This is a genomic window from Achromobacter sp. JCM 18799 (genome assembly GCF_055395645.1).
Genome location: NZ_AP043866.1, coordinates 3,263,884 through 3,279,757, shown reverse-complemented (window position 1 = coordinate 3,279,757; position 15,874 = coordinate 3,263,884). Strand labels below are relative to the sequence as shown.

The 15,874-nt window shown below is 68.6% G+C and carries 11 protein-coding genes; 3 read left to right on the top strand and 8 right to left on the bottom strand.

The genetic code is table 11. The features are described 5' to 3' along the window. From ACZ5YA_RS15455 to urtA, 7 genes are all read right to left on the bottom strand, one after another. Positions 1–2,202 (bottom strand): TonB-dependent receptor, encoded by a 2,202-nt coding sequence (locus ACZ5YA_RS15455; protein WP_059377781.1) that lies wholly within the window; start codon positions 2,200–2,202, stop codon positions 1–3. 187 nt (positions 2,203–2,389) lie between these two features. After that, entirely contained in the window at positions 2,390–2,803 is a 414-nt protein-coding gene (locus ACZ5YA_RS15450; RefSeq protein WP_251881010.1) for a DUF2946 domain-containing protein, read from the bottom strand. A gap of 75 nt (positions 2,804–2,878) precedes the next feature. Further along, positions 2,879–3,577, bottom strand: coding sequence for an urea ABC transporter ATP-binding subunit UrtE (gene urtE / locus ACZ5YA_RS15445; RefSeq protein ID WP_059377784.1), 699 nt, complete (start codon positions 3,575–3,577; stop codon positions 2,879–2,881). A gap of 1 nt (position 3,578) precedes the next feature. Next, positions 3,579–4,418 carry an urea ABC transporter ATP-binding protein UrtD gene (gene urtD, locus ACZ5YA_RS15440; protein ID WP_059377787.1) on the bottom strand — a complete coding sequence of 280 codons (840 nt, stop codon included), beginning with the start codon at positions 4,416–4,418 and terminating at the stop codon, positions 3,579–3,581. Beyond that, on the bottom strand, positions 4,415–5,542 hold the full coding sequence (gene urtC / locus ACZ5YA_RS15435) for an urea ABC transporter permease subunit UrtC (RefSeq protein WP_059377789.1): 1,128 nt from the start codon (positions 5,540–5,542) through the stop codon (positions 4,415–4,417). Before urtC ends, urtD begins: the two co-directional genes overlap by 4 nt. Continuing rightward, positions 5,539–7,170: an urea ABC transporter permease subunit UrtB gene (gene urtB, locus ACZ5YA_RS15430; protein ID WP_464092729.1), complete on the bottom strand. Its 1,632-nt coding sequence runs from the start codon at positions 7,168–7,170 to the stop codon at positions 5,539–5,541. The genes urtC and urtB overlap by 4 nt, the downstream gene beginning before the upstream one ends. A 20-nt stretch (positions 7,171–7,190) precedes the next feature. After that, on the bottom strand, positions 7,191–8,444 hold the full coding sequence (urtA, locus tag ACZ5YA_RS15425) for an urea ABC transporter substrate-binding protein (protein WP_059377801.1): 1,254 nt from the start codon (positions 8,442–8,444) through the stop codon (positions 7,191–7,193). 368 nt (positions 8,445–8,812) lie between these two features. Here urtA and atzF point away from each other — a divergent pair, with 368 nt between their 5' ends. From atzF to ACZ5YA_RS15410, 3 genes are read left to right on the top strand one after another with little or no spacing between them, the layout of a single operon-like run. Next, the gene (gene atzF, locus ACZ5YA_RS15420) at positions 8,813–10,633 is read left to right on the top strand and encodes an allophanate hydrolase (RefSeq protein ID WP_187774084.1); all 1,821 of its coding nucleotides are present in this window, start codon (positions 8,813–8,815) and stop codon (positions 10,631–10,633) included. A gap of 44 nt (positions 10,634–10,677) precedes the next feature. Then, a complete protein-coding gene (uca, locus tag ACZ5YA_RS15415; protein WP_464092728.1) occupies positions 10,678–14,310 on the top strand; it encodes an urea carboxylase in 3,633 nt (1,210 codons plus the stop codon). 2 nt (positions 14,311–14,312) lie between these two features. Beyond that, positions 14,313–15,062, top strand: a complete 750-nt coding sequence (locus ACZ5YA_RS15410; protein WP_464092727.1) for a GntR family transcriptional regulator — start codon at positions 14,313–14,315, stop codon at positions 15,060–15,062. Here ACZ5YA_RS15410 and ACZ5YA_RS15405 read toward each other — a convergent pair. Then, complete coding sequence (locus tag ACZ5YA_RS15405; protein ID WP_464092726.1) at positions 15,059–15,874, bottom strand: anti-sigma factor family protein; 816 nt, start codon at positions 15,872–15,874, stop codon at positions 15,059–15,061. The genes ACZ5YA_RS15410 and ACZ5YA_RS15405 overlap by 4 nt on opposite strands.

Sequence of the window (15,874 nt, the reverse complement as noted above, 5' to 3'; positions counted from 1 at the left end):
TCAGAAGCGGGCCTGCAAGGTGAGCTCGAACGAGCGGGGCGCGCCCAGGTAGTACATGGTCGGCGTCGCGTTCGCGGCGTAGACCTTGTCGGTCAGGTTGCGCACGCGGGCCGTTACGCTGAGGTTGCGGTTGATGCGGTGCGACAGCGCCGCGTCGAACACGGTGTAGGACGGCGTCCAGACGCTGTTGGCGGCGTCGGCGTACATGCGGCCCACGTAGCGCGCGGCCATGCTGGCGGTCCAGTCGGGCAGGAAGGCATAGTCCAGCCAGACGTTGGCCAGGCGGCGCGGCGTATTGGTGGGCACGTTGCCGTTGCGCGAGACCGCCACGCCGCCCACGGATTGCGAGAAATCGTCGTACTTGGGATCGACGAAGGCGACGTTGCCCTGCAAGGACAGCTGGGACGTCAGCTGCAGGCCGCCGGCCAGTTCGATGCCGCGCGCCGATTGCGCGCCCACGGGCACGCTCACGCCGGGGTTGTTCGGGTCCGAGGTCGCCATGTTCTTGCGCTTGATCTCGTAGAGCGCCACCGTGGCCGAACCGCGGCCGTCCCAGAAGTTGAACTTGCCGCCGACTTCCGCCTGCCTGCCGGTGGTGAGTTTGTCATTGTTCAGCACGTCGGCGAACGAGGCGGTGGCCAGGATGCCCGAGGGGGGATCGGCCGCGGTGGCGTACTGCGCATACAGCGAGGCCTCCGGGCTCAGCTCCCAGTTCACGCCCAGCCGCCCGGTCAGCGGCGAGTAGCTGCGCTGCGCGCTGGCGGGCGAGGCCGCGGTGACGGCGCGGCGATTGGTCAGGTCCAGGTCGATGAAGTCCTTGCGCAATGCCGATACGATGGCCACGCCCGGCAGCACCGTGGTGCGGTTTTCCATGGTCAGCGCCAGCGTGCGGATGCGGTTGTCGCGGTCGGCGACGTGGCCGCGCTTCATGCCGGGGATGTCGTAGAAATCGCCGGGCGAAAAGTCGTAGGGATCGACCGCGTCGACCTGGCCGGGCAGGCTGGTGGGATAGCGCGTGATCTTGTTCTGGCTGACGTCCACGCCGAAGGACCAGTCGCTGGGCAGGCCGGCCAGGGTGGAGCGGTACAGGCCTTCCACGCGGTTGCCGATCAGGCTTTGTTCGTGGCGCTGCAACAGCGCCCCGGACCGCAGCACCAGGCTGTTGCCGGCGTTCAGCCGGTAGTTTTCCAGGTTGCGGTAATCGCGTTCGGCGCGGTAGTAGTAGAGCGTGTTCTTGAAGGTCAGATTGGAGCCGGCGCGCCATTCGGTCAGCGACCGCGCCCACAGCACCGACTGCTCGTACAGGCCGTCGTTGACGTTGTAGTTCTTGAAGCGCGTGCCATCGAGGATGCGGCCCGTGCCCTGCACCACGCCGTTGGCGTCGGTTTTCAGCGGCGTGCCCCAGTAGGGGCGGTCGACCTGTTCGCGCTGGTACTCGAAGGCGAAGGTCTGGGTCACGTCCGCGCCCAGGTCGGACAGCAGCGAGGCGGCGACCTGGCTGGCGCGGGAATGGTTGCCATCGACCCAGCCGTGGCTGGAACCGGTGTTGGCGTCGATGCGCAGATAGTGGCCGCGGCCGCCGGGTTCGCCCGCCAGTTGCTGGTTCAGCCCCACCGACAGTTGGCGGCTGTCGAACGATCCCACCCGCAGCTGGCCGTCGTAGAAGGTGTCGCGCTCGGGCAGCTTGGTGACGTAGTTGATGGCGCCGCCCACCGCGCCCGCGCCGAACAGGAAGGTAGAGGGGCCGCCGATGGCTTCGACCCGGTCGTAGATCCAGCTGTCCACCGGCCGCGCGGCGATGGAGTCGTACTGCACGGAAATGCCGTTGAACAGCTGCGAGACCTGGCCGCCAGCGAAGCCGCGGTAGCTGACCGCGCCCGCGTTGCCGGGCGGCGAGGCATTGTCCACGCCTGGGATGCCACGGGCGATCTCCTGCGTGTTCAAGGATCCGCGCGCCTCGATTTGTTCGCGCGAGATCACGGTGACGCTGGCCGGCGTTTCACGCAGGGTCAGGCCCAGGCGGCTGCCGGTGCTGTCGCGTACGTTCAGGTCGATGGGGCCGTTGGGCGCGGGCTCTTCGGCGGCGGCGCCGTGCACCGTGGTGGGCGCCAGGGTGGGCACGGCGGGTTCCGTGGTCAGGGCCTGGGCGGAGCCGCTGGCGAGCGCGCCCAGCAGCAGGGTGTAGGTCGTGGTTTTCTTCATGTCTGGAACCGGTGGTCCGGCCCGCGCGCCAGGAAGGCCCCGCCTGGAACGGACGGGACTGGCCGGAGCGCATGAGCCTGAATGGCGGCACGCGTGCGCACGCGCGGGGGGCGCGGACGCAACGTGGCGATGGGGTGACGGCGTACCGGCGCGCAGCGATCGCCATCAGGCGACGGGGCGCGCAGGCTCAGACCGCTGGCGGTGCGCGCGGCTGGGCCGCGCTCCAGGCATGAAGAGGATGCGCCGCAAGGAAGAACAGCGGCGGATAGGTGATGGCGCGCCCGAGAGGAGCAGGCACGACGGGAACAGGCGTGGGCAGTATGCCCACGTCGGCATTGGGGTTGCGGCACAGCGGGCAGTGATGGCTGTCGCCGTGACTGTCCGCCTGGGTGCCGTTATCGTTGCCGCCCGGCACCTCCAGGGTCAGGGAGGCTTGCCCCGCGCCTTCGCTGGTGCAGAAGTCGACGCTGATGCGATGGGCGTTGTGGCTGGCCGGAGACAGGCTCAGCGCATTCGCCAGCGACGGCGCCAACGACGCCCACAGGATCGCGACGAGCGCGATCCACACGGCGGGGCGGGTCAGGTAGGCAGCGGAGCACATGGCGCCCGATTATATCGGAGCAGTTGGGGCCGCCGTCCAGAGCCCCTCGGTGAAAAATGCGATTTCGTATCCGTCCTAGACCGACAGATGTCGCCGCACGTCCTCGCCGTCGATGGCGGCGCGGTCTCCACGCGCCACCACGACGCCACGCGACAGCACCACGAAATGGTCCGCCAGTTCGCGCGCGAAGTCGAAGTACTGCTCGCACAGCAGGATGGCGATGTCGCCGCGCTGGCGCAGCATGTGGATGACGCGGGCGATGTCCTTGATGATGGACGGCTGTATGCCTTCCGTGGGCTCGTCCAGGATGATGAGCTTGGGCTCGGCCACCAGGGCGCGGGCGATGGCCAGCTGTTGCTGCTGGCCGCCGGACAGGTCGCCGCCGCGGCGCGACAGCATGGTCCGCAGCACCGGGAACAGTTCGTACACCTCTTCCTTGATGCGGCGGGCGCGCGCCGCCGGCTTGGTCGCCATGCCCATCAGGATGTTCTCTTCCACCGTCAGCCGGGCGAAGATGTCGCGGCCCTGCGGCACATAGGCCATGCCGCGCGCGGCGCGCTGGTGCGGCGCCAGGCGCGTGACGTCCGCGCCGTCGAAGGCAATGTTGCCGTGCGCCACCGGCAGCACGCCCATCACGCATTTGAGCAGGGTGGTCTTGCCCACGCCGTTGCGCCCCAAGAGCGCCAGGCATTCGCCCTGGCGCAAGGACAGCGAGACGCCGCGCAGCGTGTGGCTGCCGCCGTAGTATTGGTCGATCGCGTTCACGTCCAGCATCTCAGCGCCCCAGATAGACTTCGATGACACGCGGATCGGCCTGCACCTTGCTCATCGGTCCTTCGGCCAGCACCGAGCCTTCGTGCAGCACCGTGACCTTGCCGTCGCCCGCGATCTGGTTGACGAAGTCCATGTCGTGTTCCACCACCATCAGCGAATGGCGTCCGCGCAGTTCGTTGAGCAGCTCGCCGGTGCGTTCGGTCTCGGCGTCGGTCATGCCCGCCACCGGCTCGTCCAGCAGCAACAGTTGCGGCTCCTGCATCAGCAGCATGCCGATCTCCAACCACTGTTTCTGTCCGTGTGACAGCAGCCCGGCGGGCAACGCCGCCTCGGGCCGCAGCCGGATCAGGTCCAGCGTCTCGCCGATCTTGTCGATCTGTTCGCCGCTCAACCGCGCGAACAGCGTGGGCCGCACGCGCTTGTCGGTCTTCATCGCCAGCTCCAGGTTTTCGAACACGCTGTGCTGCTCGAACACCGTGGGCCGCTGGAACTTGCGGCCGATGCCGGCATGCGCGATCTGGGCTTCGTTCAGGGTGGTGAGATCTATGCTCTGGCCGAAGTAGGCGGTTCCCGCCGTGGGCCGGGTCTTGCCGGTGATGACGTCCATCATCGTGGTCTTGCCCGCGCCATTGGGGCCGATGATGCAGCGCAGCTCGCCCACGCCTATGTCCAGCGTCAGGTCGTTCAAGGCCTTGAAGCCGTCGAAGCTGACGGTGATGCCTTCCAGGTAGAGGATGGCGCCGTGGCTGGTGTCCAGGCCCTTGGGGCTGACGCGGCCGTAGCCGGCATCGCCGCTGGGGCCGCCGTCGAGCGCGGCGGATTCGATGTGCGTGCTGCTCATGCCTTGTTCCCCTGGATACGGGCGGAGATGCGGCGCGCCAGGCCGACGATGCCGGTGGGCAGGAACAGCGTCACCAGCACGAAGATGAGGCCCAGCGCGTACAGCCAGAATTCCGGCAGCACGCTGGTGAACCAGGTCTTCAGGCCGTTGACGGCGCCCGCGCCGATGATGGGGCCGACCAGCGTGCCGCGTCCGCCGGTGGCGACCCAGATCACCATTTCAATCGAGGTCTCGGTGGACATCTCGCTGGGGTTGATGATGCCGACCTGCGGCACGTAGAGCGCGCCGGCGATGCCGCAGAGCACCGCGGACAGGGTCCAGACGAAGAGCTTGAAGCCCAGCGGGTCGTAGCCGATGAAGCGCAGCCGGCTCTCGGCGTCGCGCACGGCGGTGAGCACGCGGCCCAGCTTGCTCTGCGTGACCGCGCGCGCCAGGACCAGCGCGCCCGCCAGCGCGGCCAGCGTGATCCAGTACAGCGCCGCGCGCGTGCCGGGCGCGGTAATGTCGAAGCCCAGGATGCGCTTGAAGTCGGTGAAGCCGTTGTTGCCGCCAAAGCCGGTGTCGTTGCGGAAGAACAGCAGCATGGCGGCGAAGGTCAGCGCCTGCGTGATGATGGAAAAGTACACGCCCTTGATGCGCGAGCGGAAGGCGAAGTAGCCGAACACGAAGGCCAGCACGCCAGGCGCCAGCACGACCAGCAGCATGGCGTACCAGAAGTGCTCGGTAAAGGACCAGTACCAGGGGTAGCTCTTCCAGTCCAGGAACACCATGAAGTCGGGCAGGTCGCTCTGGTAGACGCCGTCGCGGCCGATGGCGCGCATCAGGTACATGCCGTGCGCATAGCCGCCCAGCGCGAAGAACAGGCCGTGTCCCAGCGACAGGATGCCGGCATAGCCCCACACCAGGTCCAGCGCCAGCGCCGCCATGGCGTAGCACATGAACTTGCCCAGCAGCGCCACGGCATAGGCCGACACATGCAGCGCATGGCCGGGCGGGAAAGCGAGATTCAGCAAGGGCAGCAGCGCCAGCAGCGCCACGGCCGCGGCCAGGGCCGCCCAGACCCGGCCCGAGTACAGCGGGCGGCGGGTCAGCAGATTCAGGTCAGTCAGCGCGTTCTGTTTCATTCGACGCTCCGGCCGCGGGGGGCGAACAGGCCTTGCGGCCGCTTTTGGACGAACAGCACGATGAGCGCGAGGATGGTGATCTTGGCCATGACGGCTCCCGCGTAAGGCTCCAGGAATTTGTTGACGCCGCCCAGGCCCAGCGCGGCGATGACGGTGCCGGCCAACTGGCCCACGCCGCCCAGCACCACCACCATGAATGAATCGACGATGTAGCCGCGGCCCAGGTCCGGCCCCACATTGCCCAGCTGGGACAGCGCCACCCCGGCCAACCCGGCGATGCCAGAGCCCAGGCCGAAGGCCAGCATATCGACGCGGCCGGTGGGCACGCCCACGCAGTCGGCCATGCGGCGGTTCTGCGTGATGGCGCGCACGAACAGGCCCAGGCGGGTATGGTTCAGCAGCGCCCAGACCAGGAACACCACGAAGAAGGCGAAGCCGATGATGACGAGGCGGTTGTAGCTCAGCACCAGTCCGCCCAGCACCGTGACACCGCCGGACATCCAGCCGGGATTGCCCACCTCCACGTTTTGCGCGCCGAACAGCGTGCGCACGCCCTGCATCAGGATCAGGCTGATGCCCCAGGTGGCCAGCAGCGTTTCCAGCGGCCGGCCATAGAGCCAGCGTATGACGGTGCGCTCCAGCGCCATGCCGACCAGCGCCGTCACGGCAAAGGCCAGCGGCAGCGCCGCCAGCACATACCAGTCCAGCCAGCCCGGCAGCCAGGCGCGGAACGCCGTCTGCACGACGTAGGTCACGTAGGCGCCTATCATCAGCAGTTCGCCATGCGCCATGTTGATGACGCCCATCAGGCCGAAGGTGATGGCCAGGCCCAGCGCCGCCAGCAGCAGCACGCTGCCCAGGCTGATGCCGTAGAACAGATTGCCGGCCCATTCGATGGTGGCCAGGTGGCGGTCGATCTGCTTGAGCGCGCGGCCGGCAGCTTCACGCACGCCGGCATCGGGTTCGGCGTAAGCGCCGTCGCGCGCCTCGGCCAGCGCGGCCAGGGTGGGACGAAACGCGGCGTTGCGGGTGGCGCCCAGCACCTCGACCGCATGGCGGCGCTTGGCGGGATCGTTGCTTTTCAACTCCAGGTTGGCCTGCGCGATCAGCAACGCGTCGCGCACGGCTTCGTTCCTTTCCGATGCCAATGCTTTTTCCAGCATGGGCAGGCGCGCCGGGTCGCCGGTCTGCTGCAGGCGGCGCGCCGCAGCCAGGCGCTCGGCGGGCTGCTCGGAATACAGGCGCGAACCCGCCAGCGCGGCCTCGATGGCGCGGCGCAGGCGGTTGTTGATGCCGATGGAGCCCGCGTCCGCGGGCAGCTCGGCGGCGGCGCCCGTCGCCGCATCGATGGCGCGCGTGCCGCCGTTGCCGATCAGCACGCGGCCGTCATTGGCGGCATAGAGCCGGTCCTCGCCCAGCGCCTGCAGCACCGCTGCCGCTTCGGGTTCGGGCAACTGGCCCAGCGCGGCAATCGCCTGGAGCTTGGCGTCCGTGTCGTCGCCGGCCAGCGGCGCCAGCAGGGCTGGGTCCACGCCGCTTGCCGCCGCCGGGGCGGCCGCGAGCGGCAGGGACACCAGCCATGCCAGCAGGAAACGACGCAAGTAGAGTGCGAATGCCGCGATGCGCATGGCTGCTTGTTCCCGGTGCGTTAGAGACCTTGCTTGCCTTCGTTGCCCGGGATGTACGGGCTCCAGGGCTGGGCGCGGATCGGACCCTTGCTTTTCCACACCACGCTGAACTGGCCGTCCGCCTTGATCTCGCCGATGTAGACCGGCTTGTGCAGGTGGTGGTTGGTCTTGTCCATTTCGATGGTGTAGCCGTCGGGCGCGTTGAATTTCTGGCCGCCCATGGCTGCGATCACCTTGTCCACGTCCGTGGTCTTGGCCTGTTCCACCGCTTGCTTCCACATGTGGATGCCGATGTAGGTGGCTTCCATCGGGTCGTTGGTCACCACCGTATTCGCGTTGGGCAGGTTCTTGGCCTTGGCATAGGCCTTCCATTTCTGGATGAAGGCGTCGTTGACGGGGTTCTTGACCGACTGGAAGTAGTTCCACGCCGCCAGGTGGCCCACCAGCGGCTTGGCGTCCACGCCGCGCAGTTCCTCTTCGCCCACCGAGAATGCCACCACCGGTACGTCGGTGGCCTTCAGGCCGGCATTGCCCAGCTCCTTGTAGAAGGGCACGTTGGAGTCGCCGTTGATGGTGGAGATGACGGCGGTCTTGCCGCCGGTGGCGAACTTCTTGATGTTGGCGACGATGGTCTGGTAGTCGGAATGGCCGAAGGGCGTATAGACCTCGTCGATGTCGCTGTCCTTGACGCCCTTGGAATGCAGGAAGGCACGCAGGATCTTGTTGGTGGTGCGCGGGTAGACATAGTCGGTGCCCAGCAGCACGAAGCGCTTGGCGCCGCCGCCGTCTTCGCTCATCAGGTATTCGACGGCGGGTATGGCCTGCTGGTTGGGCGCGGCGCCGGTATAGAACACGTTCTTCTCCAGTTCCTCGCCCTCGTATTGCACGGGGTAGAAGAGCAGGCCGTTGAGTTCCTTGAACACCGGCAGCACGGACTTGCGCGACACCGAGGTCCAGCAGCCGAAGACAACCGCCACCTTGTCCTGGGACAGCAGCTGGCGCGACTTCTCGGCAAACAGCGGCCAGTTTGACGCCGGGTCCACCACCACGGCTTCGAGCTTCTTGCCCATCACGCCGCCATTGGCGTTGATTTCGTCGATGGTCATCAGGGCCACGTCCTTGAGCGACGTTTCCGAGATCGCCATCGTGCCCGACAGCGAATGCAGGATGCCGACCTTGATGGTGTCCTCGGCGGCGTATACCTGCGGCATCCATCCGGACATGGCCAACAGGCTCACGGCGGTCAGTTGCTTAAGGGCTAGTCTGCGTTTCATGGTGACTCCTGAATGGAATGGGCCGGCCGTGCCGGCGAGAACGATCTGAAAACACACGACAACGAAGACCTAAAAGCAAAAGGCATGCCAGCTGCGCGGCTACGCGCGGTTCGCTATATGAAGGGGTGAAAACAAGACGGACGCCGGCGATAACAGCGCGGGAGCGGGCTGGGGCCGATCTGGTGCCGTATGCACAACATGGGTGCGGGCGCCGCCCGCTGGCGGTGCGCGCGTGCCGCGCCGCCGTGATGGCTTCAGGCCGCAAGCGGCGCGTTGCCGCAGGGAACAGGGGCGTGCGCGCAGCGGCGGCCAACATGGCACGCCGATTGCTTGGGAATCCGTACTTGTATACAAGAAAGGATTCCAGCATGAACGCCGTAGCAACGCACAAAGGCCCCGTCGCCTGGACGATCGCGCAGTGGCAGGCCGCCTATCGCAACGAGGGCGCCACGCCCGAGACCTTGTTGGCGGCCTGGGCCGAACGCGGCAGCCCGCCGGACACGGCCTGGATCAAGCGCGTGGACGGCGCCATGCTGGCGCGGCAGCTCGATGCCCTGCAGGGGCTGCTGGAAGCGGCCAACGGCGACCTGACGCGGCTGCCGCTGTATGGCGTGCCGTTCGCCATCAAGGACAACATCGACGCCGCCGGCTGGCCCACCACGGCGGCCTGCCCTGAGTTCGCGTATACGCCCGAGGAAGATGCGACCGTGGTCCGCCGCCTGCGCGCGGCCGGCGCCATCCTGGTGGGCAAGACCAACCTGGACCAGTTCGCCACCGGACTGGTGGGTACGCGTTCGCCGCTGGGCGCGGTGCCCAATACGTTCAATCCGGACTACGTCAGCGGCGGCTCCAGTTCGGGTTCCGCATCCGTGGTGGCGCGCGGCCTGGCCGCTTTCTCCTTGGGCACCGACACGGCGGGCTCGGGCCGCGTACCGGCAGGCTTCAACAACATCGTCGGCCTCAAGCCCACCAAGGGCAGGCTCAGCGCGGCAGGCGTGGTGCCGGCCTGCCGCACGCAGGACTGCGTGTCGGTGTTCGCGTTGACGGTGGACGACGCCGAACTGGTGGCCGACATTGCGGCAGGCTGGGATGCGCGCGATCCCTATTCGCGCGCCCAGCCTGTGGGCAGCGGACATCCCTGGCCGGCGCAACCCAGGCTGGCGATTCCCGCGCAGCTGGAGTTCTTTGGCGATGCGCAGGCAGCGGCGGCGTTCGACCAGGCCGTGAGCGACCTCAAGGCGGGCGGCGCAACGGTCGAACCCATCGACTTCACGCCGTTCAACGAGCTGGCGGCGCTGCTGTATCAAGGGCCTTGGGTGGCCGAGCGCTTTGCCGCCGTGGAAGCGTTGTGGAAGCAGAGCCCTGACGCCATCCATCCGGTGGTGCGCGGCATCGTCGAACAGGCCGCCAACTACAGCGCGCTGGACGCGTTCAAGGCCGAGTACCGGCGCGCCGAGCTGACGCGCAGCATCCATCAGGCGCTGGCGGGCTTTGATGCGCTGGTCGTGCCGACGACGCCTTCGATCTACACCATCGCCCAGCTCGAAGCCGATCCGGTGACGCTGAATTCGCGGCTGGGGACCTACACCAACTTCACCAACCTGGCCGACCTGTCGGCGCTGGCGCTGCCTGCGGGCATGCGCGGCGACGGCCTGCCCGCAGGCATCACGCTGATCGGCATGGCCTGGCAGGACCACGCGCTGGCGCAGTTCGGACGCCAGTGGCAGGCGCGCCTGGCGCTGCCGCTGGGCGCCACCGGCGCGCCGCTGCCCGCGGCCGGGCATGCGGCCCCGCCCGCGCGCGACACGGTGCGGGTGTCGGTGGTGGGCGCGCACTTGCGCGGCATGCCGTTGAACCACCAACTGACCTCGCGCCGCGCCGTGTTCGTCGAGGCGGCGCGCACCTCGGACGACTACCGCCTGTATGCCCTGGCCAATACCACGCCGCCCAAGCCCGGCCTGGTGAAGTCCGCGAGCGGCGCGCCCATCGAGGTCGAACTCTGGGATGTGCCGCTGGCTGCCTTCGGCGCCTTCGTGGCCGAGATCCCCGCGCCGCTGGGCATCGGCACGCTGGAGCTGGCGGATGGCCGCCAGGTCAAGGGCTTCATTTGCGAGCCGCGCGGGCTGGAGGGCGCGCGCGACATCACGGAGTTTGGCGGCTGGCGCGCCTATCTGGCCAGCCTGGCTTGATCTCCGCTTTCGATAACCCCCGCAAGACACCAGGGAGTCGCACTGTGTTCGATACCGTTCTGATTGCCAACCGCGGCGAGATCGCCGTCCGCGCCATCCGCACCCTCAAGCGGCTGGGCATCCGCAGCGTGGCCGTTTACTCCGACCCGGACCGCAATGCCGCGCACGTGCGCGCGGCCGACGTGGCCGTGGCGCTGGGCGGCGAAAAGGCCGCCGACAGCTACCTGCGCATGGACCTGTTGCTGGCGGCCGCCCGCAAGCATGGCGCGCAGGCCATCTATCCCGGCTACGGCTTCCTGTCCGAAAGCGCCGAGTTCGCGCAGGCCTGCGAGGACGCCGGCATCGCGTTCGTCGGCCCCACGCCCCTGCAGATCCGCGAGTTCGGCCTGAAGCACCGTTCGCGCGAACTGGCGGCCGAGGCCGGCGTGCCGATGACGCCTGGCACCGGCCTGCTGGACAGCCTGGGCGCCGCGCTGTCGCAGGCCGAACGCATCGGCTATCCGGTGATGCTGAAGAGCACGGCGGGCGGCGGCGGCATCGGACTTTCGCGCTGCGACAACGAGGCCGAGCTGACCGCGGCCTTCGATAGCGTGCAGCGCATGGGCGAGCATTTCTTCAGCGACGGCGGCGCCTTTATCGAGCGCTACGTCGACAACGCGCGCCACGTAGAGGTGCAGATCTTCGGCGATGGCGCCGGCCGCGTGCTGGCCTTGGGCGAGCGCGATTGCTCGGTGCAGCGCCGCAACCAGAAGGTCATCGAAGAGACGCCCGCGCCGCTGCTGCCCGCCGCCACGCGCCAGGCGCTGCACGCCGCCGCCGTGCGGCTGGGCGAGTCGGTCAACTACCGTTCGGCTGGCACGGTGGAATTCATCTACGACCCGGCGCGGGACAGCTTTTATTTCCTGGAGGTCAATACCCGCCTGCAGGTCGAGCACCCCGTGACGGAAGCCGTCACCGGCCTGGATCTGGTGGAGTGCATGCTGCGCGTGGCCGCGGGCGCACCGCTGGACTACGCCGCGATGTCGCGCGCGCCGCAAGGCGCTTCGATCGAGGTGCGCCTGTATGCCGAGGATCCGTTGCGCCAGTTCCAACCTTCGCCGGGCGCGCTGACCGAGGTGTTCTTTCCGGAAGGGGTGAGGGTGGACGGCTGGGTCGCGACCGGCACCGAGGTGCCGGCGTTCTACGACCCCATGCTGGCCAAGCTGATCGTGCATGCGGATACGCGCGAGGCCGCGCTGGACAAGCTGGCGCACGCGCTGGCCCGCACGCGCCTGCACGGCATTGCCACCAACCTGGACTATCTGCGGCAGATCGTGGATGACGCGCGTTTTCGCGCAGGCGACCTGTCTACGCGCTTCCTGGAGAGTTTCGCCTACCGGCCCGCGGCGATCGAGGTGCTGGCCGCCGGCACCTACACCAGCGTGCAGGACTATCCGGGGCGGGTGGGCTATTGGGACATCGGCGTGCCGCCCTCGGGGCCGATGGACGACTATGCCTTCCGCATGGCCAACCGCATCGTCGGCAACGCGTCCGACGCGGCGGGCATCGAGGCCACGCTGGTCGGCCCGACCTTGCGCTTTCATGGCGATGCCGTCGTGGCGCTGACGGGCGCGACCTGCGCCGCCACGCTGGACGGAGAACCCGTGCCCATGTGGACGCCGGTGGCGGTGCGTTCGGGCCAGGTGCTGGCCACCGGCCGCGCGCTGTCGGGCTGCCGCAGCTACCTGGCGGTGCGCCACGGCCTGGACGTGCCGGTCTACCTGGGCAGCCGTTCCACCTTCGCGCTGGGCCAGTTCGGCGGCCATGCGGGCCGCACGCTGCGCGTGGGCGACATGCTGCCGTTGATCCGGCCCGAGCTTGCCGATGACGCCGCCGCGCCCGTGTCCGAGCCGCAGGCGGCGCCCGCCGCGCTGATTCCAGCCTACGACAACACCTGGGAAATCGGCGTGCTCTACGGCCCGCATGGCGCGCCGGACTTCTTCCGGCCCGAAGCCATCGAAGCCTTCTTCGCCGCGGACTGGGAAGTGCACTACAACTCCAACCGGCTGGGCGTGCGCCTGATCGGCCCCAAGCCCACCTGGGCGCGCGAGGACGGCGGCGAGGCCGGCCTGCATCCGTCCAACATCCACGATTGCGAATACGCCATCGGCAGCATCAACTTCACCGGCGACAGCCCCGTCATCCTGACGCGCGACGGTCCCAGCCTGGGCGGCTTCGTCTGCCCCGTCACCATCGCCCGCGCGGAACTGTGGAAGGTCGGGCAGGTCAAGCCGGGCGACCGGATCCGCTTCGTGCGCATCGATTATCAGCAGGCGGTGGCGCTGGAGGCGGCGCAGGACCGTTGCGTGGCCGAACTGGCGGCGCCCGCGCAGCCCGCGCAAGCCGCGGCGCCAGCCGCCGTGGCGGAACCCATCGTGGCGGCGCTGCCGGCGCAGGGCGCGCGGCCCGCGGTCTCGTACCGCCAGGCGGGCGACGGCTACCTGCTGTTGGAATACGGCGACAACGTGCTGGACCTGGCGCTGCGCATGCGCATCCATCTGCTGATGGGTGCGCTCGACGCCGATCCCATCCCCGGCGTGCTGGAGCTGTCCCCCGGCGTGCGCTCGCTGCAGATCCGCTACGACAGCCGCGTCATCCTGCAGGGCGCGCTGATAGAACGGCTGTTGCGGATCGAGGCGGGCCTGGCCGACGTGGCCACGCTCAAGGTGCCTACGCGCGTGGTCCATCTGCCCATGGCATTCGAGGACTCGGCCACGCTGGGCGCGGTGCAGCGCTACCAGGAAACCGTGCGCGCCAGCGCGCCGTGGCTGCCGAACAATGTGGACTTCATCCAGCGCATCAACGGCCTGGCCAGCCGCAAGCAGGTCCGCGACGTCGTGTTCGACGCCAGCTATCTGATCATGGGGCTGGGCGACGTGTATCTGGGCGCGCCCTGCGCGGTGCCGATAGATCCGCGCCACCGTCTGCTGACCTCCAAGTACAACCCGGCGCGCACCTACACGGCGGAAGGCACGGTAGGCATAGGCGGGGTCTACATGTGCATCTACGGCATGGATTCGCCCGGCGGCTATCAGCTGGTCGGACGCACCTTGCCCATCTGGAACAAGTTCCTGAAGAATCCGGTGTTCCAGGACGGCAAGCCCTGGCTGCTGCGCTTTTTCGATCAGGTGCGCTTCTATCCGGTGACGGAAGCCGAACTCGATGTGCTGCGCGAGGACTTCCGCGAAGGCCGGGCCACGGTCCGCATCGAGGAAGAGGTGTTCGATTTCGCCGCGCACCAGCGTTTCCTGGATGAAGAGGCCGACAGCATTGCCGCGTTCCAGACGCGCCAGAAGAGCGCCTTCGACGCCGAGGTGGCCTTGTGGAAAAGCGAGGACGCGGCGGTGGAGCAAGCGGCCGCTGCGCCCGAACCCGAAGCCGAGGCGGCGTTGCGCGAAGGTGAAAGCCTGGTCAGCGCCGACATGTGCGGCAACATCTGGAAGATCCCGGTGCAGGTGGGCCAGAGCGTATCGGCCGGGGACACGCTGGTGGTGGTCGAGGCCATGAAGATGGAGCTGTCCGTCATCGCGCCGGCCTCGGGGACGGTGGTTGCGATCCGCTGCATGCCCGGCAAACCGGTGAACGCGGGCGATCCGCTCATCGTGCTGGCCGAAGACGCGACCTGCCCCGTGGCCTGAGCATGCGCCTGGAATCCGCACAGGCCGCTCCGGCCATCCGCCAGGCGCCGGCCCTGGCCGGCTCGCTGGCCGATCAGGTCTATCAGCGCCTGAAAGACGACTTGTTCGACTTCCGCCTGCTGCCGGGCGAGCGCTTCACCGAGGCCGAGGTGGCGGCGCGGCTGGGCGTCAGCCGCACGCCGGTGCGGTTGGGGCTGGCGCGGCTGGAGCGCGAAGGTTACGTGCTGCCGCGTCCGCGCAGCGGCTGGCAGGCGCGGCCCTTCGACTTCGAACGCTTCGAGGCGCTGTACGACGTGCGCGTGGTGCTGGAAGAGGCTGCCGTGGAACGGCTGTGCGCGCGCGAGCACATGGACCAGGCCGGCATCCTGGGCGGGCTGAAAGACGTGTGGCTGACGCCGCCGCGGCAGCGGATCCTGGACGGCCGGCTGGTGGCGCAGCTGGACGAGGCCTTTCATTGTTCGCTGGTGGCGGCGGCCGGGAACCCGGAACTGGCGCAGATCCATCGCGACGTGACCGAGAAGATACGCATCGTGCGGCGGCTGGACTTCACCAAGGATTTCCGCGTGGATGCCACCTACGACGAACACGCGGCCATCCTGCGGGCCGTGCTGGCCCGCCGCGCCGACGAGGCGGCGCGCATGCTGCGTTCGCACATCGGCATGAGCCGCGCCGAGGTCCGCAAGATCACGCTGCACATGCTGCACCAGGCGCGCGAGCACGCTGGCGGGCAAGGCGTGGCGTCGCCGGACTAGCCCTGCAACTGTTGGTAGACCTCCTGCGACACGCGCAGCAGCTCGTCGCGGCTGACCGCGCCGGACAGCGCGTAGCCGAACTGTCCTTCGACCCAGTAGAACACCCGCACCGGGCCTTCCTGGGTGAACTGGAATGCCGTCTGCCCGCCCGCGGCTTCGCGGGTGACGTACAGCGTCAGGCGCTGGCCGTCGGCCGCGCCGTACATGAAGAGCGCGACAGGTCCCGCGCCGCCGGGCAGCAGGCGGCCGCCCACCAGCTCATAGCCGGCCTGCGACAGCGACGGCGGGCGCATGGTCGCGCCCATGCGCTTGGTCAGCCAGGTGACCAGGCCTTTTTCGTTGTCGGCGCCGACTTCCACGGGCCGGCCCATGTCGGGCGCGTAGACCGCGTGGGCGATGGCGGCGCGCTGGGCATAGCCGCCCGCGATGCGCTCGGGCGCGGCAGTCGCAAGCGTCGCCTGCAGTTGGCGGGCGTCCATGGCGCCGCGGGTGATCCAGGCGGCGCTGGCGCTGACGGCGGCGATGGCCACGCCGGCGGCCAGGGCGCGCCAGGGCCAGGGGTTCGCGGGCCGCGCCAGGGGCAGGCGCAGCGGCAGAGGTTCGTCCAGCACCGGGTCCAGCATGGCGTGCAGCAGGCGCCGTTGCTCGTGCCATTCGTCGACGCGGGCCTGGTCCTGCGGATGCGCGGCCAGGAAGGCCTCGACCTCGGCATGGCGCGTGGGCGGCAACTGGCCGTCCGCATAGGCATGCAGGTCGGCTTCGGTAATCGGGGTGCCCGCGCCGGGCACCGCATGGAGGCGTTTCTCGTTCAT

What these genes read in the sequence shown, in the direction of transcription:
- ACZ5YA_RS15455 (WP_059377781.1), bottom strand. Translation starts at nt 2,202, where the DNA reads ATGAAGAAAACCACGACCTACACCCTGCTGCTGGGCGCGCTCGCCAGC.
- ACZ5YA_RS15450 (WP_251881010.1), bottom strand. Translation starts at nt 2,803, where the DNA reads ATGTGCTCCGCTGCCTACCTGACCCGCCCCGCCGTGTGGATCGCGCTC.
- urtE (WP_059377784.1), bottom strand. Translation starts at nt 3,577, where the DNA reads ATGCTGGACGTGAACGCGATCGACCAATACTACGGCGGCAGCCACACG.
- urtD (WP_059377787.1), bottom strand. Translation starts at nt 4,418, where the DNA reads ATGAGCAGCACGCACATCGAATCCGCCGCGCTCGACGGCGGCCCCAGC.
- urtC (WP_059377789.1), bottom strand. Translation starts at nt 5,542, where the DNA reads ATGAAACAGAACGCGCTGACTGACCTGAATCTGCTGACCCGCCGCCCG.
- urtB (WP_464092729.1), bottom strand. Translation starts at nt 7,170, where the DNA reads ATGCGCATCGCGGCATTCGCACTCTACTTGCGTCGTTTCCTGCTGGCA.
- urtA (WP_059377801.1), bottom strand. Translation starts at nt 8,444, where the DNA reads ATGAAACGCAGACTAGCCCTTAAGCAACTGACCGCCGTGAGCCTGTTG.
- atzF (WP_187774084.1), top strand. Translation starts at nt 8,813, where the DNA reads ATGAACGCCGTAGCAACGCACAAAGGCCCCGTCGCCTGGACGATCGCG.
- ACZ5YA_RS15410 (WP_464092727.1), top strand. Translation starts at nt 14,313, where the DNA reads ATGCGCCTGGAATCCGCACAGGCCGCTCCGGCCATCCGCCAGGCGCCG.
- ACZ5YA_RS15405 (WP_464092726.1), bottom strand. Translation starts at nt 15,874, where the DNA reads ATGAACGAGAAACGCCTCCATGCGGTGCCCGGCGCGGGCACCCCGATT.